Consider the following 22,550-nt stretch of genomic DNA (forward strand, 5'->3'; position numbering starts at 1 on the left):
GCAGACTCCCTTTCCCCGTAAGGAAGTTCCATGACCACCGGCACACTCGCGCTCCGTACCGCCGCCGCCCTCACCGGCAGCCTCGCCCTCGCCGCCTCCCTCACCGCCTGCGGCGGTTCCGCCACGGCCGACGGCTCCGGCAAGGGCGGCGGCGAGAAGACCGTCACCGTCTACAGCGCCGACGGCCTCAAGAGCGACAAGGGCGACGGCTGGTACGACAAGGTCTTCGCCGAGTTCACCAAGAAGACCGGCATCGAGGTCAAGTACGTGGAGGGCGGCTCCGGCGAGATGGTGCAGCGCGCCGTCCGCGAGAAGACCAACACCCAGGCCGACGTGCTGATCACCCTGCCCCCCTTCATCCAGCAGGCCGACGGCAAGGGGCTGCTCCAGGCGTACGTCCCGCAGGGCTCCGACAAGGTCAACGGGGCCGACAAGGCCGCTGACGGCAAGTGGACCTCCGTCGTCAACAACTACTTCGGCTTCGTCTACAACAAGAAGGAGCTCCCCCAGGCCCCCAAGACCTGGGAGGAACTGCTCGACGCCAGGTACAAGGGCAAGCTCCAGTACTCCACCCCCGGCGTCGCGGGCGACGGCACGGCCGTTCTCATCAAGTCGATGCACGACTTCGGCGGCAGGGAACCGGCGATGGAGTACCTGAAGAAGCTCCAGGCCAACAACGTCGGCCCCTCCTCCTCGACCAGCAAGCTCGCGCCGAAGACCGACAAGGGCGAACTGCTCGTCGCCAACGGCGACGTCCAGATGAACTTCGCCCAGTCCAAGTCCATGCCCAACCTCGGCATCTGGTTCCCCGCCAAGGACGGCGGCAAGCCCACCACCTTCGCCCTGCCCTACGCCGCCGGCCTGGTCGCCAAGGCCCCCCACGCCGACAACGGCAAGAAGCTCCTGGACTTCATGCTCGGCGAGGAGGCGCAGAAGCAGGTCAGCGAGATCGGCGGCGGCTTCCCGGCGCGCTCCGACGTCAGGCCGACCGACGCCAACGCCATCGAACTCACCCAGCTGATGACCGGCGTCGAGGTCTTCCAGCCGGACTGGGCCGACATCGACGAGAACCTCACCGCCCACGTCGACGCGTGGAAGTCCGCGACCGGAAGCTGAGCCTTAACCCCCAGGTCATTCACGGCCGCAAGAGTAACCACTGCATAACGGGTCTGGACCGAGGGAGCCCTCGGTCCGGACCCGCCGCACGTCCCCGCACGTCCCCGCACGACCCGCACGCTGCCGCTCGATCCGCCGCGCCTTCCCCGACGCTCCTGGAGGAGCACGTGTCCACTGTCCCGTCCGGACGCACCCTCGCCGTGGCCGCCACCGCCACGGCCCTGCTCGCCGCCACCCTCGGCCTCGGCACCACGGCCGCCGCCGCACCCGGCCCCGCCGACCCGGCCAAGGAGGCGGCCGAGGCCGCCGCCAAGGCAGCCGCCTCCGCCCCGGCCGCCCCCGCCCCGGCTGCCGCCGCGGCGCAGGCCGGGACCGACAAGGTCCTCGTCATCGGCCTCGACGGCGTGGTCCTCGACCGCGTCAAGGCCGCCAACGCCCCCCACCTGAACGGCCTGATGGCCGAAGGCCTCACCGCCCGCAGCACCCTGTACGCGAACCCGATGGCCGCCACCTCCTCCGGCCCCGGATGGTCCACCATCGCCACCGGCGTCTGGCCCGACAAGCACGGCGTGAAGGACAACTCCTTCACCGGCAAGAACTACGGCGCGTACCCCGACTTCCTGACCCGCGCCGAGAACGCCAAGCCCTCCCTGAACACCTACGCGGCCGCCGACTGGGAGCCCATCACCTCCACCGACCAGAACGGCCCGATCTTCTCCGCCAAGGTCGACAAGCGGCTCTCCCTCAAGGGCGACCGGGACGGCTACGGCAACGAGGACCCGAAGATCGCCGCCGCGGCCGCCGCCGAACTCCGCGACCAGAACCCCGACGCCGCCTTCGTCTACCTCGGCCAGGTCGACTCCGCCGGCCACTCCTACGGCGCCGCCAGCCAGCAGTACCTCGACGCCGTCGGCCGCGTCGACGTACTGGTCGGCCAGCTCCTCAACGCCGTCAAGGCCCGCCCCTCCTACGCCCAGGAGAACTGGAAGATCCTGGTCACCACCGACCACGGACACACCGACGGCGGCGGCCACGGCGGCTCCACCATCCAGGAGCGCGGCACCTTCGTCATCGCCAAGGGCGCGGGCATCCCGGCCGGCTCCGTCCGCGAGGACGTCCGCCTCGTCGACGTCGCCGCGATCGCCCTCGCCCAGGTCGGCGTCACCACGGCCGCCCTGGACGGCCTCCCGCTGAACGCCCCCGACAGCGACCCCTTCGACACGCTGCGCCCGAACCTCCAGGCCCGCGTGGACGAGACCGGGATCCCCGCCGCCACCAAGGGCTTCACGCACACCCCGCCCGCCGGCTGGGCCGTCGACAACTCGAAGATGGGCACGGGCGGCGTCACCGAATGGGCCGGATGGGCCTTCGCCACCGACGAGTTCTGGAGCCAGGCGCAGCGCGACCAGTGGCGCGAGCTGAACGTCCGCTCCCGAGACGTGTTCGCCGTCGCCGACTCCGACGAGTGGGACGACAAGGCCCACACCGGCACCTTCGACTCCACCCTCGTCACCCCCAAGTGGGCGGTCACCGGCGGCACCACGCGCACCCTGGACTTCCAGACGCACTACCGCCACGAGGCCGGCCAGACCGCCCAGGTCCTCGTCTCCTACAACGGCGGCACCCCGGCGGTCGTGAAGACGTACACCGCCGACGCCGTCGCCAAGTCCGAGTCCCTCACCCTCCAGGTCCCGGCGGGGGCCACCGACGTCCAGGTCCGCTTCCGCTACAGCGGCAACAACAACTGGTACTGGACCGTCGACAACGTCCGGCTCGGATAAGGGGACTCCGGCCGGTCCGTCCGGGCCGTGGACGCCCCCGGCGTCCGCGGCCCGCGCCCGCTAGGGTGGTGGTACAGACCACAGGCCCACAGGTCAGAGGCCAGCAGAGCGGAGAGAAGTCAGTGGCGGAGCGCAAGCCGATCGAATCCTGGCTCACCGACATGGACGGGGTCCTCATCCACGAGGGCACGCCGATCCCCGGGGCGGACGCCTTCATCAAGCGGCTGCGCGAGTCCGGCAAGCCCTTCCTGGTGCTGACCAACAACTCCATCTACACCCCGCGCGACCTCCAGGCCCGGCTCAGCCGCATGGGCCTGGACGTGCCCGTCGAGAACATCTGGACCTCGGCGCTCGCCACCGCGAAGTTCCTCGACGACCAGCGCCCGGGCGGCACCGCGTACGTCATCGGCGAGGCGGGTCTGACCACCGCCCTGCACGACATCGGCTACATCCTGACCGACCACGAGCCCGACTACGTGGTCCTCGGCGAGACGCGGACCTACTCGTTCGAGGCCATGACCAAGGCCGTCCGGCTGATCAACGGCGGCGCCCGCTTCATCTGCACCAACCCCGACGAGACCGGCCCCTCCACCGAGGGCCCGCTCCCCGCGACGGGCGCGGTCGCCGCGCTGATCACCAAGGCGACCGGCAAGAAGCCGTACTTCGCCGGCAAGCCCAACCCGCTGATGATGCGGACGGGCCTCAACGCCATCGGCGCCCACTCCGAGACCAGCGCGATGATCGGCGACCGGATGGACACCGACGTGCTGGCCGGCCTGGAGGCGGGCATGCAGACCTTCCTCGTGCTGACCGGTCTGACCACGGCCCAGGACACCGAGAAGTTCCCGTACCGGCCCACCAAGACGGTCGACTCCATCGCCGACCTGGTCGACCTGGTCTAGCCGGCGAGGCCGTGCGTTAGCGCGTACGGCTGACACGTACGGGCCAAGAGAGCGCCGCTCCGGATGCGGAGCGGCGCGTCGCGCGTGAATCTCCTTGTTGAGGAGGTTCACCATGCGCAGTTCTCTGATCGCTCTCCGTGCCGCAGGGGCCGCCGTCGCCCTGACGGCGTGCACCGCCGTGACCGCCCCCGCCGCCCTCGCGAACGAGTGGGACCGCGGCGGTGTCTCGGCGGAGCCGAACCCGGCCGAGCCGGGAGCGCACGTCAAGATCCGCGTGCGGGGCTGCGACGGGGACTGGGGGGTCGCCCGGTCCCCGGTCTTCTCGTCCGACGTCCGGCTCTCCTCGGGCCGCGGCGACGGCCGGACCCTGTACGGCGAGACCAAGATCGCCCGGCACGCCGACCCGGGCTGGCACGAGATCCGGGTCAAGTGCGAGGGCGCCGACGGCCTGCGCGGCTCCATCGAGATCCGGCACGGCGGCCACCACCGCCCCGACCCGCACCGCTCGCCGGTCTGGCCGGTCCACGCGGGCGGCGGCGGGATGTCCGCCCAGGTCGCCGAGACGACCCGGCTGGCGGCGGCCGCGAAGAAGAGCCACGAAGGCGAAGGCCCCGGGCTGCCCCACACCGTGATCGGCGCCGTCCTCGCCGCCGCGGCCACCCTGGCGGTCGCGGGCCGGGCCATCACCCTGCGCCGCCGCCGCAACGGCGGATGAGCGAGCCCAGGGCCTCCGCCGGCGGCCGGCTGCTGACCTTCGCCGCCTGGACGGTGCTGGTGCTGGGCCTGTGGCTGTGGGGCAAGGAGATCACCGGGGTCCCGCCCGTTCCGCCCGCGGGCCAGGCCGCCGGGCAGCCGGGGGCGGCCCTCCCGGCGGCGCGGCCCCCGCTGTCCGGGGCGATGCCCGCGCGGGTCGACGTACCGGACCTGGGCGTCCGGGCGCCGGTGATCGCTCGCGGCCTGGACGCGCAGGGGGCGATCGACCCGCCGCCGTACGAGCTGCCGGGCACGGTGGGCTGGTGGGGCGCGGGCCCCGCGCCCGGCGCGGCGGGTGCCGCGCTGATGGTGGGGCACGTGGACACGAAGTCCAAGCCGGCGGTGTTCTACGGACTGGGCTCGCTCAAGCCGGGCCAGAAGATCCGCGTGGCGCGGGCGGACGCGACGGTCGCCGAGTTCACCGTGGAGGACGTACGGGTCTACGAGCGCGAGGGCTTCGACCCGCACCGGGCGTACGGGCCCCGGGTCGCGGGCCGGGCCGAACTGCGGCTCGTGACCTGCGGCGGGAACTACGACAAGGCGGCCGGGCAGTACTCGGCGAACGTGGTGGTTTCCGCGTACCTGACGGGCGCGGGGGCGGGCGCGGCATCGGTCTAGGCAGGGAACGAAGAAGCCCCCCGCAGCTTTCGCTGCGGGGGGCTTCTCCTCGTCTGTGCGCCGCCAGGGACTCGAACCCCGGACCCGCTGATTAAGAGTCAGCTGCTCTAACCAACTGAGCTAGCGGCGCTTGCTGACAGGGAAAACTCTACCCCACCTGCCGAGGTGCTCGTGACCCAGCCGCGCCCGCGTTGTCCGATTAACCCATGTTTGGGGGGTTTATCGTGCACGATATGTCTGGTCGAGCCGAATCTGATGCCCCGACAGATGCGTGCCCGGCCGACCAGTGGACGAGCAGGGGAGTGGACGGAACCGCATGAGGACGCAGCCCCCGGTGCATGTGCAGATGCCGACGCCGATGACGATGCCGGCCTTCGAGGAGTACGAGCCCGCCGGCGACTGCGTGTGCCTCGGGTGCGCGCAGCGACGCCGCGCCCTCGCGCGCGGGCGGGCCATAGCGCTGCGGGACGGCGGCCACCCGGCCGCGCGCGGGGCCCGCCGGGCGCTGGTGCTGGCGACCGCGGCCGGTGTGGTGCTGGGCGGCGGCGGGTCGGCGGCGCTGGCCGCGGCCGGGCCGGTGCCGGGCCCGGGGCCGGTGACCCTGGACGACCGGAACGGCTCGGACGGTCCGGGCACCCCGCAGGGCGGCCGGGCCCCGCTGCACGGACGGCCGGCGCCGGTCACGGGGCCGCGTCCGCCGTCCTCGGCGACGGGCCGGCCGGGCGCGCCGCCCGCGGTGCGGGCCATCGACCGGGCCACGATCATCAACCGGGCGAAGATCTGGCTGGAGGCCGGCGTCCCGTACAGCATGTCCGAGTACTGGTCGGACGGCTACCGGCAGGACTGCTCGGGGTACGTCTCCATGGTCTGGAACCTCGGTACGAACGAGTGGACCGGCAGCCTCGACACCTTCGCCACGAAGATCACGAAGGAGGAGCTGCTGCCGGGGGACATGCTCCTCTTCCACAACCCGGCGGACCCCAACAACGGCTCGCACGTGGTCATCTTCGGCGGCTGGGTCGACGAGACGCGCACCCACTACGTCGCCTACGAGCAGACCCGCCCGTACACGCGGAAGCAGGCCACGCCGTACGGGTACTGGAAGAACTCGGAGAAGTACCTCCCGTACCGCTACAACGGCGTGACCACCGGGGTCCTCCCGGACGCGCCGGTACCGGGCGCCCCGGCGGCGGGCACGGCGGCCTTCCCCGGCGCGGCGAAGTTCGGTCCGGGCGCGGACAACGAGCACGTCGCCGAGCTGGCCAAGATGCTGATCGGGCGGGGTGCCCTGCGGTTCTACCCCAAGGGTCCGAGCCCGAAGTGGAGCGACGCCGACCTGCAGGCCACGCAGGCCTTCCAGCAGGCGCAGGGCTGGACGGGCGCCGACGCCGACGGCATCCCGGGCGAGCACACCTGGCGGCTGCTGGTCCAGCGCCAGGGCAGGGACATCCCGCCGACGGGGCGGACGGGGCCGGGCGCGCCGAAGCCGGGATCCCCGCCGGCGGCCCTGCCGGGCTCCACCGGGGTGCCCGCCTATCCCGGGCTGCGGGTCTTCCGCCCGGGGCAGTCCCATCCGGCGGTACTCGCCCTCGGCCGCCGGCTGGTGCAGAAGGGCTTCGGCAAGCACTACACGTCCGGCCCGGGCCCCCGCTGGAGCGAGGCCGACCGCCGCAACGTCGAGGCCTTCCAGCGCGCCCAGGGCTGGCGCGGCGCCTCGGCCGACGGCTACCCGGGCCCGGAAACCTGGCGCCGGCTGTTCGCATGACGGAGGCAACGATGTACCCCACCCACACCACGTTCACCACGGGCGCCTTCCGGGTCCCCGGCCTCCCCGCCGTTCCGCCTGCGGCGACGCTCGCGGACCCGGTGGCGGTGTACCGGGGCACGTGGGCCCCGGGCCCCACCGCCGCTTCGGCGCACCCGGTCGACCCGGCGCCGCACCCGGCCCCGGGCGCGTCGACCGCGGCGCCCGCGCCCGCGCCGCACCCCGCGCCGGGCACGCGCGCCGGGCACCCCGCCGCCCACGCCGCGCCGGGCGCGCAGCCGTCGGCCGAGGCCCGGGCGGCCGCCCACCCGGCCGCGGCCCCGTACCCCGCCACCCCGCCGCCGGCGCGGCCGACGGGTGCGGCCGGCCCGTCGGCCCTGCAGCCCGCAGCCCGGGCGGCCGCGCACCCGGTCCCGGACACGTCCGCCACGGCGCCCGCGCCCGGGCCGCACCCCGCGCCGGGCCCGCAGCCCGTTGCCGCGACCCGGGTGGCCGCGCCCGCGCCGCGCCCCGCCGCCCCGGGTTCGCCCGCCGGGCACCCCGCGCCGGGTCCGCGGGTGTCGGCCGAGGTCAGGGGGGCGGCACACCCGGCCCTGGCCCCGGATGCGCACGCCGGAGGGCCCGCGCCCCACCCCGCGGCCCACCCGGAGCGGGACCCTCAGCCGGTCACCGCCGCCCGGGCGGCCGCGCACCCGGCCCCGGTACCCGGCGCACACGCCGGGCACCCCGAAGCCCGCCCGACCCCGGGCCCGCAGCCGCCGGCCGAGGCCAGGACGGCGGTGCGCCCGGCCCCGGCGCCGGGTGCGCCCGCTGGGCACCTCGCGCCGCACCCCGCCGCCCACGCCGCTCAGGGTGCGCCCGCCGGGCACCCCGCGCCGCACCCCGAAGCCCGCCCGGCCCCGGGCCCGCAGCCGCCGGCCGGGGCCAGGGCGGCGGTGCGCCCGGCCCCGGCGCCGGGTGCGTCCGCGCCGCAGCCCGACGCCCGCACCGCGCCCGCCGGGCATCCCGCGCCGCGCCCCGAGGCCTACGCCGCTCCGGGTGTGCCCGCCGGGCATCCCGCGCCCCACCCCGCCTCCCACGCCGAGCCGGGCATGCCCCCCGGGTCGCCCGCAGCGGACGCCGCGTCGGGCCCGCAGCCGGATTCCGCTGCCGGGCCGGGTGCGCCCGAAGCCCACTCCGGCCCGGGCCCGCAGCCCGCCGCCGCGGCCGGGCACCCCGCCGATCCGGTGCGGCCGGCCGTGCGGGACGGGCACCCGGTCGAGGCGGCCGCGGCCCAGCCGTTCGGGGCCACCCGGTTCGGGTCCGGGGTCGCCGCCGTCCACCCCGCCCGCCCGGAGCCGGCCGCCGTCACCGCCCCGGCCCCCCGCGCCGCCGCACCGGCGGAGGCCCGCGCGGCCGGGTCCGCGCAGCCGGCTCCGGGTGACGTGCCCGCCGCGCGGAGCCAGGCCGGGGCGGGGGACGGGGCCGCGGCCGGGATCCCGCACCCCACCCCCGAGCCCCCGTCCGGCGTGCCCGGCCCCGGGCCCGCCGAGATCGCCGCTCGGGCCGTCGCGCGCGGGATGCGCGCCGAGGAGCCCCCCCGCCCCCCGCGCGGCAGCGGCAGCGGCACCGCCGTCACGGAGGTCCCGCTGCACATCCCGTTCCGCCCGCAGCCCCGACCGCCCGCGGTCCCGGCCGCCACCACCTCCGCCGCCCGCGCCCCGAAGAAGCCGTCGGCCGGGCGCCGCGTACCCCGGGGCGACGACCGGCTCCGCGAGCACCGAGGGCCCGTACTGCCCGGCTGGATCGCGGTGGCGGTCGGCGGCCTCGCCCTCCTCGGCTGCGCGGCGGTGCTGTGGCGGGCCGGAGTGGTCCCGGCCACCGTGGTCGCCGCCTTCGGGGCCTCGCCCCGCGCCTACCACGGGCTGCGCGCCGCGCACTGGCCCCCGCTCGCCCTCCTCGGCATCGTCACCCTCCTCGCGCTCGGCGGCCTCGGTCGGGCCAGGGCCGGCCACGCCTGGGTGCTCACCCTCTTCGGCCGCTACCGCGGCACGGTCCGGCGTACCGGCCTGACCTGGATCAGCCCCCTCCTGCTGCGCCAGCGGGTCGACGTCCGGCTGCGCCACTGGCGCAGCGAGCCGATGGCCGCCGTGGACTCCGGCGGCCTCGCCCTCCAGGTGGTCGTGCAGGTCGTCTGGCAGGTGAAGGACACGGCGAGGGCCACGCTGGCCGTCGAGGACCACGTCGACTACCTGGCCGAGCAGGTCGAGTCGGCCATGGCCCGGGTGCTGTCCCAGCTGCCCGCCGACGCCTTCCACGAGGACGCCCCGACCCTGCGCGACGCCGAGGCCGTCGGCGACGCGCTGACCCGGATGGTGGCGGCCGGGACCGAGGCGGTGGGGATCGAGGTGTTCTCCGCCCAGCCGACCCGGATCGAGTACGCGCCCGAGGTCGCGGAGGCGATGCGCCGCCGCCGGGTCGCCGCGATCGACGCCAAGCACCGGGACACGGTGCTGACCTCCGTGGTCGACGCCGTGGACGACACGGTCCACCGGCTGACCTCGCGCGGCATCGTGGAGCTGGACGACTACGAGCGCAAGGCCCTGGTCAAGGACCTCACCGTCGCCTTCTACACCGGGCGGTCCGACCAGTAACGGCAGTCACGGGGGTTCCGTACGCGGACGGGTGGCCGGTAATGACCGGACCACCCGTTTTCGCATTGGTATAGACATGGCCAACTCCCGTCAATACTGTGGGACTTGGTCTAGACCTAGTCCGCCCCACCGCTCGGAGTCGCAGTCCCCGCCGGCCCGCCAGGGCCGATCCCCACGCGCGCGCACGCACCTGCCGGAATCCCCTCCCCCCACGCCCAAGGAGCACCATGCGTTCCTTCCGCATGCCCTCATGGCCCTCGCGCCCCGCACGACCCTCCCGTACCTCCCGTCCCGTGCGCGTCGGCGCGGCCGCGACGCTCGGGCTCGGCCTCCTCGCCGGTGCCACCCTGCTCGGCGCCCCCAACGCCAGCAGCCACGGCTACACCGACACCCCCATCAGCCGCCAGAAGCTCTGTGCCAACAGGACGGTCTCCGACTGCGGCCCCATCCAGTGGGAGCCGCAGAGCGTCGAGGGTTACAAGGGCTTCCCCGCGGCCGGTCCGGCGGACGGGAAGATATGCGCCGGCGGGCACGCCGAGTTCGCCCAGCTCGACGACCCGCGCGGCGGCAACTGGCCCGCGACCAGGGTGAACTCCGGCCAGCCCTTCGACTTCCGCTGGCAGTTCACCGCCAACCACTCCACCACCGACTTCAAGTACTACGTCACCAAGAACGGCTGGGACCCCACCAAGCCCCTCACCCGCGCCTCCCTCGACCCGCAGCCCTTCCTCGTCGTCCCCTACAACGGCGGCCGCCCGGACATGACCACCATCCACCGTGGCTCCATGCCGGCCGGCAAGACGGGCCGGCACATGATCCTGGCTGTCTGGACGGTCAACGACACCCCGATGGCCTTCTACGCCTGCTCCGACGTTCAATTCTGACGGAACGTCAGCTAACCTCCGGCGGCATGCGGACCACGACAGCACCCGATGCCGCCGGCACCGTCGCGGAACTCGTCGCGCGCCAGTGGGGCGACCACCGGCCGGGACTGATGTACGGGGCCGGCGCGGCCGACAGCGCCGGCCCCGTCGTCCTCAGCCGCCACCGGACCGCGCAGGAGGCCGCCGCCCGCGCCGCGCTCCTCGCCGACCTGCTGCCGCCGGGCGCGGAACCGCACGTGGGGGTGCTGCTCGACAACACCCCCGAGTTCCCCTTCTGGCTCGGCGCGGCGGCCCTCGCGGGGGCCGCCGTCGCCGGGATCAACCCCACCCGGCGCGGCCCCGAGCTGGCCCGCGACATCCTGCACACCGACTGCCGGATCCTGGTCACCGAACCCGCCCACCTCCCGCTGCTGCGCGGCCTCGACCTGCCCGGCGTACGCCTCCTGGTGACCGGCACCGAGGAGTACGCCGCCCTGCTCGCCCCGTACGCCGCCGCAGAGCCCGGCGCGGCCCGCGTGCGCCCCGGCGGCCCCCGGCCGGACACCCGCCTGCTGCTCTACTTCACCTCCGGCTCCACCGGCGCCCCCAAGGCCGCCGTCTGCAGCCAGGGCCGCCTCGCCGCCGCCGGGGGATCGCTCGCCCGGCACTTCTCGGTCACCCCCGACGACGTCCACTACATCTGCATGCCGCTCTTCCACGGCAACGCCGTCATCGCCGACTGGCTGCCCGCCCTCTGCGCCGGCGCCCCGGTCGCGCTGCGCCACCGTTTCTCGGCCTCCGCGTTCCTGTCCGACGTACGGGCCTACGGGGCGACGTACTTCACCTACGTCGGCCGGGCCGTCCAGTACCTGCTGGCCACCGAGCCCCGCCCCGACGACCGGGAGCACCGGCTGCGCCTCGGCTTCGGCACCGAGGCGGGGGCGGTGGACGCGGCCCGCTTCGCCGACCGCTTCGGGGTCCGGCTGGTCGAGGGGTACGGGGCCACCGAGGGCGGCGCCTCCGTCCAGCGCGGCCCCGGCACCCCCGAGGGCGCGCTGGGCCGGGCCGCCCCGGGGGACGACCTGGCCGTGGTCGACCCGGAGACGGGCCGCGAGTGCCCGCCCGCGGTCCTGGACGCGCGCGGCCGGCTGCTGAACGGGGACGAGGCCATCGGCGAGCTGGTCAACCGGGGCCGCAGCCTCTTCGAGGGATACTGGCGCAATCCCGACGCCGAGGCGGCCCGCACCCGCGGGGGCTGGTACTGGACCGGCGACCTGTTCTTCCGGGACCCCGAGGGCTTCCTCTACTTCGCGGGCCGCACCGACGACCGGCTGCGGGTCGACAGCGAGAACCTGGCCGCCGCGGTGATCGAGAACGTCCTGGCCCGCTGGGAGGCGGCGGCCGCCGTCGCCGTGTACGCGGTCCCGGACGAGGTCGCGGGGGACCAGGTGATGGCCGCGGTGGCCCTGCGCGGGGAGGCGTCCTTCGACCCGGAGGCCTTCGCCGCCTTCCTGGCCGCACAGCCCGACCTCGGCACGAAGATGGCCCCGCGCTACGTGAGGGTCCTCGACGCCCTGCCCGTCACGGCCACGAACAAGATCCACCGGGTCGCCCTGCGCCGGGCCGGCTTCCTCGGCCCCGGCCCGGTCTGGCACCGGACCGGCGGCGCCTACCGCCCCCTCGACGGGGAGGGCCGCGCCGCACTGCTGTCGGCGTACGAGGCCCAGGGCCGCAGGGAGCTGCTGGAGCGCTGAGGGGCCCGCCGCGCGACCGCCGCGGTAATGGTTTGGAGCACCCTTCGAGAGCAGGTAGTATTTTCTCTGTCAGCAGGCGCCGCTAGCTCAGTTGGTTAGAGCAGCTGACTCTTAATCAGCGGGTCCGGGGTTCGAGTCCCTGGCGGCGCACCTGATCTTCGGGCGGTTTCCGGTTCACCGGGAACCGCCCGAAGTGCTTTCCGGGTCCTTCCCGCCGTGCCCCGCCGGGCGCCACCGCCCCCTCGGGGCCCGCGGGACCTCAGAGCGTGAGCGACAGCAGTAGCGGTGCGGCCTTGCGGTTCAGGGCGTCGGCCGCGGCGCGCAGCCGGTGGGCGTGCTCGACCGGCATGGACAGGGCCAGACACCCCACCGCCGCACCGGCCGTGATCGGGACGGCCGCGCAGACGGTGCCGACCGCGTACTCCTGGAGGTCCAGGACGGGGACGGTGGCGGGCTGGGAGTCCAGCTTGGAGAACAGGATCCGCTCGTTCACGATCGTCTTCGACGTCAGCCGGGCGATCTTGTGCCGGGACAGGTGGTCGCGCCGCCCGTTCAGGTCGAGCTGGGTCAGCAGGCACTTGCCGACCGCGCTGGCGTGGGCCGCCGAGCGGAAGTCGACCCACTCGTGCACCTTGGGCGTGCGCGGGCTGTCGGCGAACTGGGTGATGCGCACCTCGCCGTCCACGTAGCGGCTGATGTAGACGGCCGCGCCGACCGAGTCCCGCAGTTTGTCGAGGGTGTCCTGGAGCTTCTCCTGGAGGGCCTGCTGCCGGTCCATGCCGGAGCCGAGCAGGACGAGGGAGTCCCCTATGGCGTAGGCGCCGTCGGAGACCTGGAGGACGTATCCCTCGCGCCGCAGCATGAGGAGCATCGGGGTGAGGTGGACCGCGGGCAGGCCGGTCTCACGCGCGATCTGCACGTCGGTCACACCGCCGGTGTGCCGCGAGATCGTTTCGAGTACGCGCAGGGCGTACTGCACCGAGTGGAACGGCGCGGTCGGCTCGGGCTTCAGCGCCACGGTTTCCCCCTACCAGGTTGTTACCGCTTGCTCTACCACGATAGCCATCAAGAGGCCCACGTGGAGCGTGTGTTGAGGAGATTGATGGCTTAATCAAGCCCCTCTGCCTGGGCCTAATCGATTGGCATATGCCACGGGCACGGGCATGGCCCGGTCTGCCGGGAATGCCCGGCGAGCACTTCCCGTTCGAGTTCTTCGTACGAACGCCGTACGAGGCGTACGGGGCATACGGGGCGCCGCGGGCGCACGAGCGGGACGGGACGGGAACGACGATGAGCGACACCGGGGACGCGGGCCGACGCACGGGCGGGCAGCCGGAGGGCGCCCCCGGGCCGGGGGGGCCGGCCCCGGACCCGGTCCGCGGGACCGCCACCGGCGCGGCGCCCGTGCCGCTGTCGGTGCTCGACCTGGTCACCGTCGGCAGCGGCTCCACCGCCCACGAGTCCCTGCGCACCAGCGTCAAGATCGCCCGGCAGGCCGAGTCCCGCGGCTACCACCGCCACTGGGTCGCCGAGCACCACTCCATGCCCGGGGTCGCCAGCTCCTCCCCGGCCGTGATCCTGGCCCACCTCGCCGCCCACACCTCCCGCATACGCCTCGGCTCGGGCGGGGTGATGCTGCCCAACCACGCCCCGCTGGCCGTGGCCGAGCAGTTCGGCACCCTGGAGGCCCTGGCCCCGGGCCGGATCGACCTCGGGCTCGGCCGGGCACCCGGCACCGACCCCCGTACGGCGGCCGCGCTGCGCGGGCCCGGGCGGCTGGACGAGGCGGCGGACGAGTTCCCCCGGCGGCTCGCGGAGCTGACCCGCTTCCTCGACGACGACTTCCCCGACGGGCACCCGTACGCCCGGGTGCACGCCGTGCCCGGCCCGGTGCAGGGGCCCGCCGCCCGCCCGCCGGTCTGGCTGCTGGGCTCCTCCGGCTTCAGCGCCCGGCTCGCGGGGGAGCTGGGCCTGCCCTTCGCGTACGCCCACCACTTCTCCGCGGCCGGCACCCTGCCCGCACTGGAGCTGTACCGCGAGAGCTTCCGCCCCTCGGCGGTGCTGGACGCCCCGTACGCCCTCATCGGGGTCTCCGCGCTGGCCGCCGACACCGCCGCCGAGGCCCGCGCGCAGGTGCTCACCGGCGCCCTGTCGATGCTCCGGCTGCGCAGCGGGCGTCCCGGGCTGGTGCCGACGCCCGAGGAGGCGGCGGCGTACGGCTTCTCCCCGCTGGAGCGGGAGTTCGTGGACGGCTGGCTCGCCAACGTCGTCCACGGCACCGCCGACGAGGTCCGCACCGGCCTCGACGCCCTGGTGGCGCGGACGGGCGCGGACGAGCTGATGCTGACCGCCAACGCCCACGGCGGAGCCGCCCGCATCCGCTCCTACGGGCTCGTTGCCAATGCGTACGGGATGCCGACGGAGCCCTTGACGGTCGGCTGAGCGGGGCCGGATCCGCGGAGAATGGCGTTTGGCTGGTTTGTTGCCGAAACCTTGCCGGAGCATGACCTAAGGGAGCCTTAAACCGCTCGTCACCCGGGGTGGCGGGCGGTTCTTGGTATGCGCCCAGGGCTCTGACGAGGGCATTTGGCCGCCGAGTGGTCTAGTCCTTCTTTGGTCCAAACCATTGACTGGGGCGGCGGGTGATCGCTATCACTTCTCTCACCTACAGCTGATGCCCTCCCCTCCCACCCCCACGGAGGCAGTTCATGCACATCCGTAAACCCCTCGTCGCGGCCGCCGCCACGGCCGCGCTGGCAGCCGGAGCGCTGGCCACCTTCGCGGGACTCGGCACCGCCCAGGCCGCCGACGCCTCCACCACCGCCGCGGCCGGCGGCGTGCGGATCGCCTATTACGACCAGTGGAGCGTCTACGGCAACGCCTTCTACCCCAAGCACCTGGACACCCGGGGCATAGCGGGGAAGCTGGACGTCATCAACTACTCGTTCGGCAACATCCACCCCACCGACCTCACCTGTTTCGAGGCGAACAAGGCGGCGGGCGACGACAACAACCCCAACGCCGGTGACGGCGCGGGCGACTCGTACGCCGACTACCAGAAGTCCTTCAGCGCGGCCGACAGCGTCAGCGGCGTCGCGGACAAGTGGGACCAGCCGATCGTGGGCGTCTTCAACCAGTTCAAGCAGCTGAAGGCCAAGTATCCCCACCTGAAGATCAACATCTCGCTGGGCGGCTGGACGTACTCGAAGTACTTCAGCGACGCGGCCAAGACCGACGCCTCCCGCAAGAAGCTGGTCTCCTCCTGCATCGACCAGTACATCAAGGGCAACCTGCCCAAGGCCGACGGCTACGGCGGCCCCGGCACCGCGGCCGGGATCTTCGACGGCATCGACATCGACTGGGAGTACCCGGGCTCGTCCGGCGGCCACCTCGGCAACCACTACGCCCCCGAGGACAAGCAGAACTTCACCCTCCTGCTCAAGGAGTTCCGCGAGCAGCTCGACGCCTACGGCCAGGCCAACGGCGGCAAGAAGCTCCTGCTGACCGCGGCCCTCCCGGCCGGCCAGGACAAGATCAAGTACATCGAGACGGACAAGATCGGCGCGTACCTCGACTACGCGAACATCATGACGTACGACATGCACGGCGCCTGGGACGGCGACGGGCCGACGTACCACCAGTCCCCGCTGTACTCGGGCACCAACGACCCGACCGACCCGATCGCCCCGGGCACCCAGAAGTACAGCATCGACAACGCCATCGACTCCTGGATCGACGGCAACCCGGCCTACGGCATCACCGGCGGCTTCCCCGCCAACAAGCTGACCCTGGGCTACGAGTTCTACTACCGCGGCTGGAAGGGCGTCCCCGCCGGGGCGAACAACGGCCTCGCCCAGCCCGCCACCGGCGCCTCCGGCGCCCGGCCCACCAGCCAGCAGGCCGGCATCGCCAACTACAAGGAGCTCGGCGGGATCGTCGACAACCCGGCGACGACCTACTGGGACGACCAGGCCAAGGCCTCGTACTTCTACAAGGACGGCGAGTTCTTCACCGGCCTGAACCAGAAGTCGATCCAGGCCCGGGTCGACTACGGCAAGCAGCGCGGCCTGGCCGGCGCGATGATGTACTCCCTGCTCGGCCTGGACAACAACACCACGCTGCTGAACCAGATCTCGGACGCCCTCGGCGGGACCACCGTGCCGCCGACCACGCCGCCGACGACGCCTCCCACCACTCCGCCCACCACGCCGCCGACGACCCCGCCGACGACGCCCCCGACCGGCTGCGGCAACGTCCCGGCCTACGTCGCGGGCACGGTCTACACCGCCGGCAACGAGGTCTCGCACAACGGCCGCAAGTACAAGGCCCAGTGGTGGACGCAGAACGAGGTGCCCGGCACCACCGGTGAATGGGGTGTCTGGAAGGATCTCGGCGCCTGCTGATCTCCCCCCACCCCGCGCCGAGCGCCGGACCGCCCCGCCCCTCCTCCCGAGGGGCGGGGCGGTTCCGGTTCCTCAGGGCGCTTCCGGCGTCCCCGTGGCGAACCGGGCCGCCGGCGGCGGCGCGATCATCTCCGCGATCCGCTCCGGGGCCACCGCGCGGGAGTACAGCCAGCCCTGCCCCGTGTCGCAGCCGACGCGGCGCAGCCGGGCCGCCTGCCCGGCGGTCTCCACGCACTCGGCCGTGACGGTCAGGCCGAGCCGGTGGGCGAGCTGCACCAGGGCCTCCACGATGGTCTCGTCGGCCGGGTTCGGGTGGGTGCCCTCCTCGTAGCGGAAGCCGCGGACGAAGGAGCCGTCCAGCTTCAGCACCGACACCGGGAGCCGGCTCAGGTAGGCCAGGTTCGAGTAGCCGGTGCCGAAGTCGTCGATGGCGATCCGCACGCCCATGTCGCTGAGCGCCTGGAGGGCCTGCAGGGGCCGGCCCGCCGAGCCCATCACCGCGGACTCCGTCAGCTCCAGCTGGAGCAGCTGCGGGGCCAGGCCGGTCTCGGCGAGGATCTCCGCGACGTCCCCCACCAGGTCCGAGTCCCACACCTGGCGCACCGCCACGTTGACCGAGACGAACACCGGCGAGTCGCTGGGCTGTTCGATCTGCCAGCGGCGCGCCTGACGGCACGCCGTGCGCAGCACCCACTGGCCCAGCTGCACGATCGAGCCGTCCTCCTCGGCGATCCCGATGAACCGATTCGGCGTCAGCATGCCGAACTGGGGGTGGTTCCAGCGGACCAGGGCCTCCACCCCGCGCACCACCCCGCTCTCCAGGTCCACCAGCGGCTGGTACTCCAGCTCGAACTCCCCGCCCTCCACGGCCGGGCGCAGGCGGGAGGAGAGCGACTGCCGGGTCATCCGGTGCGCGTTGCGCTCGGGGTCGAAGAGGGTCCAGCGGGCCTTGCCGTCCGCCTTCGCCCAGTACAGCGTGGTGTCCGCGGCCTGCATCAGCCCCGTCGCCGAGGTGCCGGCCGCGTCCCGTTCGACCACGCCGATCGACGCGGACACCGACAGCCGCTGCCCGGCCAGGTCGAAGGGCTCCTGCACGGCGGCCAGTACGCTGCGCGCCAGGTCCGCGAGCTGCTCCGTGCCGGTGGAGTCCTCCACGAGCAGGGCGAACTCGTCGCCGCCGAGCCGGGCCACGAGGTGCCCACCCGAGCGGCCGTAGCCGGACTGGTCGGCGCACTGGGTGAGCCGGGCCGCCACGGCGGTCAGCAGCCGGTCGCCGACGCGGTGGCCCAGGGTGTCGTTGACCGCCTTGAACCCGTCGAGGTCCAGGTAGCACAGGCCGATCCGGCCGGTGCCGCCCGTGCCGTACGCGGAGGCCTCCAGGGCGGCCGAGAGCCGCTCGAAGAACAGCGCCCGGTTGGGCAGCCGGGTGACCGGGTCGTGCATCTGGAGGTGCCGCAGCCGGGCCTGGAGGTCGCGCCGGTCGCTGATGTCGGCGACGGACAGCAGGACGTCCGGGGTGCCGGTCACCGGGCCCAGGGTGACCTCGGTCCACAGCGAGTGCCCGTCGGGGTGCTTGAGGCGGCGGGTGCACCGCAGCCGGGCCTGCCGGCCGCGCAGCACCTCCTGGTAGGCCTGCCAGGTACGGGCCTCCGCCGCGAGGTCCACCAGGTCCGCGGCGCACTGTCCGGCGAGGGCGTGCGGCTCGGCGCCCAGGAGGGAGGCCAGGGCGCGGTTGGCGGCGATCACCTCACCGCTCCGGCCCACGACGGCCATGGCGAGGTGGGCCGCGTCGAAGGCGGCGCGGTAGTCGCGGGGTTCGGGCACGGCAGGCACTGTCGGGTGACGCTCCGTAAGGGACGGTCGGATGAGCTCGGCCGCCGAACCGGTCTCCTCTGGGGTTCCGCTCACCGTTCGCTCCCGCTGTGTTCGTGAGTGTCCGCGCAGGAAAGTGTGCCGATCATAGAGGCTGCCGGGAGGCCCTATCCAGCGGCGTCGCCGTGCGGGGACGGGTCCGTCGCCATGCTGACGCCTTCCGGGGGTGTTGTTGACGGGCCGTCGGGACGCGGTCGCGCGACCGTTTGCGCACACCTGTGAGCACCTGGTGACGGCCGCTGTTCTGACGTGATCGATCGTGACGTTCCGTAGCGTCGGGCGTTCACCCGGGGGGTCAACCGCTTGCCGTATCGATCACTCATGTGGGGCACCGGAACAGGACATTAGTCAGACAATCGCCTCAAGGTGGATGGGACGGGACGAATCCACCACCGGGAGGTCGACGTGCGGCGAGAGCAGACACCCGGGGGAGTGGACCGCTCCCGCATGCGAAGTACGGCGGCGGCCCTCACCTCCCTGACGGCCCTCGCCGCCATGTCGCTCGTCGCGGGGCCGGCGGTGGCCGACACCGCCTCCGCGGGGCCCTGCGCGCTGACCCGGACCGCCGCCCACCACTCCCTCGGCGTGGACACCTGGAACGGCGCCTACCCCAAGCCCGAGCGCACCCTCCACGCCGTCATGGTCTTCCTCTCCTTCCCGGACCACCGCGCCGCCGTGACACCGCGGGAGCTGACGGCCGACTACTTCCCGGCGACCAGCAACTTCTTCGAGCGGGCCTCCTACGGGCGGTTCCGGCTGGTCCCGCACCCCGAGGAGCGGTGGATCCGGATGCCCCGGTCCGCGACCGCGTACGGGATACAGCGCGACTGGGCCCCCGAGGACCGGGCGGCCTACCTGCGGGACGCGGTCGCGGCCGCCGACCCCCGGGTCGACTTCAGCGCGTACGACGTCGTGTACTTCGTCGCCGACCCGGGCGCCCCCGGCGTGGACTCCGACGCCACCAAGGTCGTCAACTTCGACCGCCCGATCGTGGCGGACGGCGCGGAGCTGCGGCGCATCGTGACCGTCTTCGAGCAGCACCCGCCGGACCGCAACGTGCTGGCGCACGAGACCGGGCACGTCTTCGACCTGCCCGACCTCTACCACCGCCCCACGGACGGCAAGGGCGACTGGGACACGTACGTCGGCGACTGGGACGTCATGGGCAGCCAGTTCGGGATGTCCCCGGACCTGTTCGCCTGGCACAAGTGGAAGCTCGGCTGGCTCGACTCCGCCCAGGTGGACTGCGTACGGTCCGGCACCTCGCTGCACACCCTCCAGCCGCTGTCGCAGCCCCCGCCGCCGGGCGGTACGGGCGGCACCCGGCTCGCGGTGATCCGTACGGGCCCCGGCAGCGCGATCGCCGTCGAGGCCCGCGGCTCCGCCGGGAACGACGGGGACACCTGCACGGAAGGCGTCCTGGTCTACCGGGTGCGCAACGAGGCGGCCTCGGGCGGCGGGCCGATCGAGGTGCTCGACGGCCACCCGCGCACGGAGGCCTGCTGGGACCGCTCGGTGTACCCGCCGCTGGCGGACGCGCCGCTGGAGGTCGGGGAGACCTTCACGGTGCCCGGGGAGCGGATCACGATCGAGGTGGCGGACCGGACCCAGTCGGGCGCCTACACCGTGAAGATCACGACCTGAGGGACGGTTTCCGGACACGAAGAAGGCCCCCGCTCCGAAGAGCGGGGGCCTTCTCCCGTCTGTGCGCCGCCAGGGACTCGAACCCCGGACCCGCTGATTAAGAGTCAGCTGCTCTAACCAACTGAGCTAGCGGCGCCTGCTGACGTCGTAGACCTTAGCATCCGTTTCGGCCGAACCAGAAATCGATACCGGGCCGCGGGCCGCGTGCAGGAACGCCCAGAGCAGGGAGTCCGGCCCCGGGAGCCAGGGCAGCCGGGTGTCCGGGGCCACCAGCCACCGCGACGGGCCCGGGGCCGCGGCCAGCGGCGGCACGGTGACGGCGTCCCCGTGCCCGTGGCACAGCGGCGCCGGGGACGCCGGGCCCCACTCCTCCCACGCGAGCAGCGCCGGGAGCCGCTGGGCGGTGCCGGGCGCGGCGAACAGCAGCATCCGGCCGCGGTGGACGGCGGCCGGCCCCGAGCCGGGCCCCCGCTCCCAGAGCAGGTCCAGCATCCGGCGGCCGAGCACGACCGGAACGTTGACGACGTCGAACGCGGTCCCGCAGGGCAGCACCGCGGGCGAGGCGGGCCGCGCCTGCCAGGCGGCGAGGGTCTCCTGCGGGTGCGCCGAAGCGGAGGCCAGCCAGGCGGCGCCCTGCACGGTGACCTGGGTCGCGGGCGCGGTGCGTGCGTCGGGGCCGTCGAGGGCGGGGCAGCCGGCAGCCGTCGTCAGGGTCGTCATATGCCAGGTGTACCCGCCGTGACGCAGTCGTTCCGCGGAGTTACCGAAAACCGGGACGCGGCGGGTCGCCCTGGGGTATGTTCCGCCGCGCATATGCCGGACGGCTGCCCGGGGCGGCTACACCGTGTCGGGGGTGGTGCCGCGCTGGAGGTCCTCGCCGAACTCGATCATCTTGCGGGCGTAGTCCTCGGTCCACTCCGCGATCGCCGCGACGGCCTCCGGCGGGAGCCGGTCGAACCGTCGCGGGTCCGCCAGCTGCGCCGCCGCCAAGGCCTGGAACTCCACCGCCCGGTCCTGCGCGGCCCGGAACGCCAGCACCAGCTCGGTGGCCCGGGCCAGCAGCTCCCGCGGGTCCTCGATCGACTCCAGGTCGAAGAAGTGCTCGGGGTCCGTGGCCGCCTCCGAGGGCTCGAAGAGCAGCGGCGCCGGCCGCTGCCTCCGCTCGGTCCGCTCGGGCTCTGCCATGCGTGTCCTCCTGCTGCGCTCCGGATCCTGGGCCACCCTCCATTGTCCAATGCCGCGCAAGGGGGCCGGACCTCAGGCCGCGGTGGGCTCCTTCGCCAGCGCCGCGACGTCGTCCAGGACGCCCGCGAGCTCGCCGGTCAGACCCTCCGGTGCCCCGAAGCCCTCGGCCCCGATCAGGCCGTTGATGCCGGCGATCGCCACCGAGCGCTCGGCGGGCAGCATGCCGAGCTGGGTGAGCACCGGCAGCAGCATCCGGGCGGCCGGGGCGCCGCCGGAGCCGCCGGCGCTGTAGCTGACCAGGCCGACCGGCTTGCCCTGCCACTCGCGGTAGAGGAAGTCCACGGCGTTCTTGAACGGGGCGGTGAAGCCGCCGTTGTACATCGGCAGGACGAACACGAACGCGTCGGCGGAGTCGACGAGCGCGCTCCAGTCCCGGGTGTGCTGGTGGGCGTAGTTGCCGCTGGAGGCGTACTCCGGCTCGTCCAGGAAGGGCAGCGCGAGCTCCGCGAGGTCCACCGGGGTGACCTCGAAGGCGCCGTGGCCGCGGGCCTGGCCGGCGACCCACGCGGCGAGCGGGCGGCCGGAGGAGGTGGGGCGGGTGGCGGCGGAGATGACGAGCAGTCGGGTCATGGCGTGAACTCCCTTTGTGTTCAGGTGCGGTGTGCTGGCCGCAGTCTGGTTGTTGACGTGTCACCCAGGGAAATCGCTGCTGCGTGATATGTCAACTACATTGTTGATGTGTCACCCAACTGGGTAGGGTGCCCCCATGACCGACGCGCCCGAGCCGGCCCACCCCCGCTGGCTCACCGAGTCCGAGCAGCACGCCTGGTACGCGTGGCGCCGGATGTTCCCCCTCGTCGACGCGGAGATCGCACGCGACCTCAACCTGGACAGCGCGCTCTCCGAAGCCGACTACGACGTCCTGTCCGCACTCGGCTCGACCGAGGGCCACCGCATGCGGATCAGCGCCCTCGCCGTACTGATGCAGTGGTCGCGCAGCCGCCTCTCCCACCAGATCAGCCGCATGCAGCAGCGCGGCCTCGTCCGTCGCGAGGAGGTCCCCGGCGACGGCCGCGGCGCCGAAGTGGTGCTCACCGGCCAGGGCGTGGACACCATCACGGAGGCCGCCCCGCTGCACGTGGAATCCGTACGCCGGCACCTGATCGACGTCCTCACCCCGCAGCAGCTCAACGCCCTCGCCGACGCCGGCGAAACCCTCCGCCGCCACTTCGGCATCGCCCGCAAGGGCCGCACGGACTAG

The 22,550-nt window shown here is 73.7% G+C and carries 18 protein-coding genes and 3 tRNA genes; 14 read left to right on the plus strand and 7 right to left on the minus strand.

Annotated elements, in window-relative coordinates; all coding sequences use genetic code 11:
- The first annotated feature begins 30 nt into the window (after positions 1-30).
- From ACIPW5_RS18845 to ACIPW5_RS18865, 5 genes are all read left to right on the plus strand, one after another.
- A complete protein-coding gene (locus ACIPW5_RS18845) occupies positions 31-1,116 on the plus strand; it encodes a 2-aminoethylphosphonate ABC transporter substrate-binding protein (protein ID WP_401245959.1) in 1,086 nt (361 codons plus the stop codon).
- Positions 1,117-1,283: 167 nt separating this feature from the next.
- Positions 1,284-2,897: an alkaline phosphatase family protein gene (locus tag ACIPW5_RS18850; protein WP_401245961.1), complete on the plus strand. Its 1,614-nt coding sequence runs from the start codon at positions 1,284-1,286 to the stop codon at positions 2,895-2,897.
- Between the two features lie 122 nt (positions 2,898-3,019).
- Entirely contained in the window at positions 3,020-3,799 is a 780-nt protein-coding gene (locus ACIPW5_RS18855; protein ID WP_401245963.1) for an HAD-IIA family hydrolase, read from the plus strand.
- 112 nt (positions 3,800-3,911) lie between these two features.
- Positions 3,912-4,514, plus strand: a complete 603-nt coding sequence (locus tag ACIPW5_RS18860) for a hypothetical protein (RefSeq protein ID WP_401245965.1) — start codon at positions 3,912-3,914, stop codon at positions 4,512-4,514.
- Positions 4,511-5,170 (plus strand): class F sortase, encoded by a 660-nt coding sequence (locus tag ACIPW5_RS18865; protein WP_401245967.1) that lies wholly within the window; start codon positions 4,511-4,513, stop codon positions 5,168-5,170. The genes ACIPW5_RS18860 and ACIPW5_RS18865 overlap by 4 nt, the downstream gene beginning before the upstream one ends.
- A gap of 56 nt (positions 5,171-5,226) precedes the next feature.
- Here the strand turns inward: ACIPW5_RS18865 and ACIPW5_RS18870 are convergent.
- Positions 5,227-5,300: transfer RNA gene (locus ACIPW5_RS18870), tRNA-Lys, on the minus strand.
- Positions 5,301-5,528: 228 nt separating this feature from the next.
- Between ACIPW5_RS18870 and ACIPW5_RS18875 the strand changes: the two genes are divergently transcribed.
- From ACIPW5_RS18875 to ACIPW5_RS18895, 5 genes are all read left to right on the plus strand, one after another.
- Positions 5,529-6,935 carry a peptidoglycan-binding protein gene (locus ACIPW5_RS18875; RefSeq protein ID WP_401246196.1) on the plus strand — a complete coding sequence of 469 codons (1,407 nt, stop codon included), beginning with the start codon at positions 5,529-5,531 and terminating at the stop codon, positions 6,933-6,935.
- Positions 6,932-9,568, plus strand: coding sequence for an SPFH domain-containing protein (locus ACIPW5_RS18880; RefSeq protein WP_401245969.1), 2,637 nt, complete (start codon positions 6,932-6,934; stop codon positions 9,566-9,568). The genes ACIPW5_RS18875 and ACIPW5_RS18880 overlap by 4 nt, the downstream gene beginning before the upstream one ends.
- Before the next feature lie 293 nt (positions 9,569-9,861).
- Positions 9,862-10,452 (plus strand): lytic polysaccharide monooxygenase, encoded by a 591-nt coding sequence (locus ACIPW5_RS18885; RefSeq protein ID WP_401245971.1) that lies wholly within the window; start codon positions 9,862-9,864, stop codon positions 10,450-10,452.
- Between the two features lie 26 nt (positions 10,453-10,478).
- Positions 10,479-12,185 (plus strand): AMP-binding protein, encoded by a 1,707-nt coding sequence (locus ACIPW5_RS18890; protein WP_401245973.1) that lies wholly within the window; start codon positions 10,479-10,481, stop codon positions 12,183-12,185.
- Positions 12,186-12,261: 76 nt separating this feature from the next.
- Positions 12,262-12,335, plus strand: a tRNA-Lys gene (locus ACIPW5_RS18895).
- 109 nt (positions 12,336-12,444) lie between these two features.
- On the opposite strand, the gene ACIPW5_RS18900 is transcribed toward ACIPW5_RS18895, so the two are convergent.
- Complete coding sequence (locus ACIPW5_RS18900) at positions 12,445-13,203, minus strand: IclR family transcriptional regulator (protein ID WP_401245975.1); 759 nt, start codon at positions 13,201-13,203, stop codon at positions 12,445-12,447.
- A gap of 272 nt (positions 13,204-13,475) precedes the next feature.
- Here ACIPW5_RS18900 and ACIPW5_RS18905 point away from each other — a divergent pair, with 272 nt between their 5' ends.
- Positions 13,476-14,627, plus strand: a complete 1,152-nt coding sequence (locus tag ACIPW5_RS18905) for an LLM class flavin-dependent oxidoreductase (RefSeq protein ID WP_401245977.1) — start codon at positions 13,476-13,478, stop codon at positions 14,625-14,627.
- Positions 14,628-14,893: 266 nt separating this feature from the next.
- Complete coding sequence (locus ACIPW5_RS18910; RefSeq protein ID WP_401245979.1) at positions 14,894-16,588, plus strand: glycosyl hydrolase family 18 protein; 1,695 nt, start codon at positions 14,894-14,896, stop codon at positions 16,586-16,588.
- Between the two features lie 72 nt (positions 16,589-16,660).
- On the opposite strand, the gene ACIPW5_RS18915 is transcribed toward ACIPW5_RS18910, so the two are convergent.
- Positions 16,661-18,496, minus strand: a complete 1,836-nt coding sequence (locus ACIPW5_RS18915) for a putative bifunctional diguanylate cyclase/phosphodiesterase (RefSeq protein ID WP_401245981.1) — start codon at positions 18,494-18,496, stop codon at positions 16,661-16,663.
- A gap of 369 nt (positions 18,497-18,865) precedes the next feature.
- Between ACIPW5_RS18915 and ACIPW5_RS18920 the strand changes: the two genes are divergently transcribed.
- A complete protein-coding gene (locus tag ACIPW5_RS18920) occupies positions 18,866-20,104 on the plus strand; it encodes a M6 family metalloprotease domain-containing protein (RefSeq protein WP_401245983.1) in 1,239 nt (412 codons plus the stop codon).
- 62 nt (positions 20,105-20,166) lie between these two features.
- On the opposite strand, the gene ACIPW5_RS18925 is transcribed toward ACIPW5_RS18920, so the two are convergent.
- The 4 genes from ACIPW5_RS18925 to ACIPW5_RS18940 form a co-directional block, all read right to left on the minus strand.
- Positions 20,167-20,240 (minus strand) — tRNA-Lys (locus ACIPW5_RS18925).
- Positions 20,231-20,824 (minus strand): bifunctional DNA primase/polymerase, encoded by a 594-nt coding sequence (locus ACIPW5_RS18930; protein WP_401245984.1) that lies wholly within the window; start codon positions 20,822-20,824, stop codon positions 20,231-20,233. The genes ACIPW5_RS18925 and ACIPW5_RS18930 overlap by 10 nt, the downstream gene beginning before the upstream one ends.
- A 117-nt stretch (positions 20,825-20,941) precedes the next feature.
- Positions 20,942-21,289, minus strand: a complete 348-nt coding sequence (locus ACIPW5_RS18935) for a hypothetical protein (RefSeq protein WP_401245986.1) — start codon at positions 21,287-21,289, stop codon at positions 20,942-20,944.
- Positions 21,290-21,361: 72 nt separating this feature from the next.
- Positions 21,362-21,919 carry an NADPH-dependent FMN reductase gene (locus tag ACIPW5_RS18940; protein WP_401245988.1) on the minus strand — a complete coding sequence of 186 codons (558 nt, stop codon included), beginning with the start codon at positions 21,917-21,919 and terminating at the stop codon, positions 21,362-21,364.
- A 136-nt stretch (positions 21,920-22,055) separates the two neighbouring features.
- On the opposite strand from ACIPW5_RS18940, the gene ACIPW5_RS18945 reads away from it, so the two are divergent.
- On the plus strand, positions 22,056-22,550 hold the full coding sequence (locus tag ACIPW5_RS18945; protein ID WP_401245990.1) for a MarR family winged helix-turn-helix transcriptional regulator: 495 nt from the start codon (positions 22,056-22,058) through the stop codon (positions 22,548-22,550).

Origin of the sequence: Streptomyces sp. NPDC090077, assembly GCF_044747545.1 — a bacterium.
Classification (GTDB): domain Bacteria; phylum Actinomycetota; class Actinomycetes; order Streptomycetales; family Streptomycetaceae; genus Streptomyces.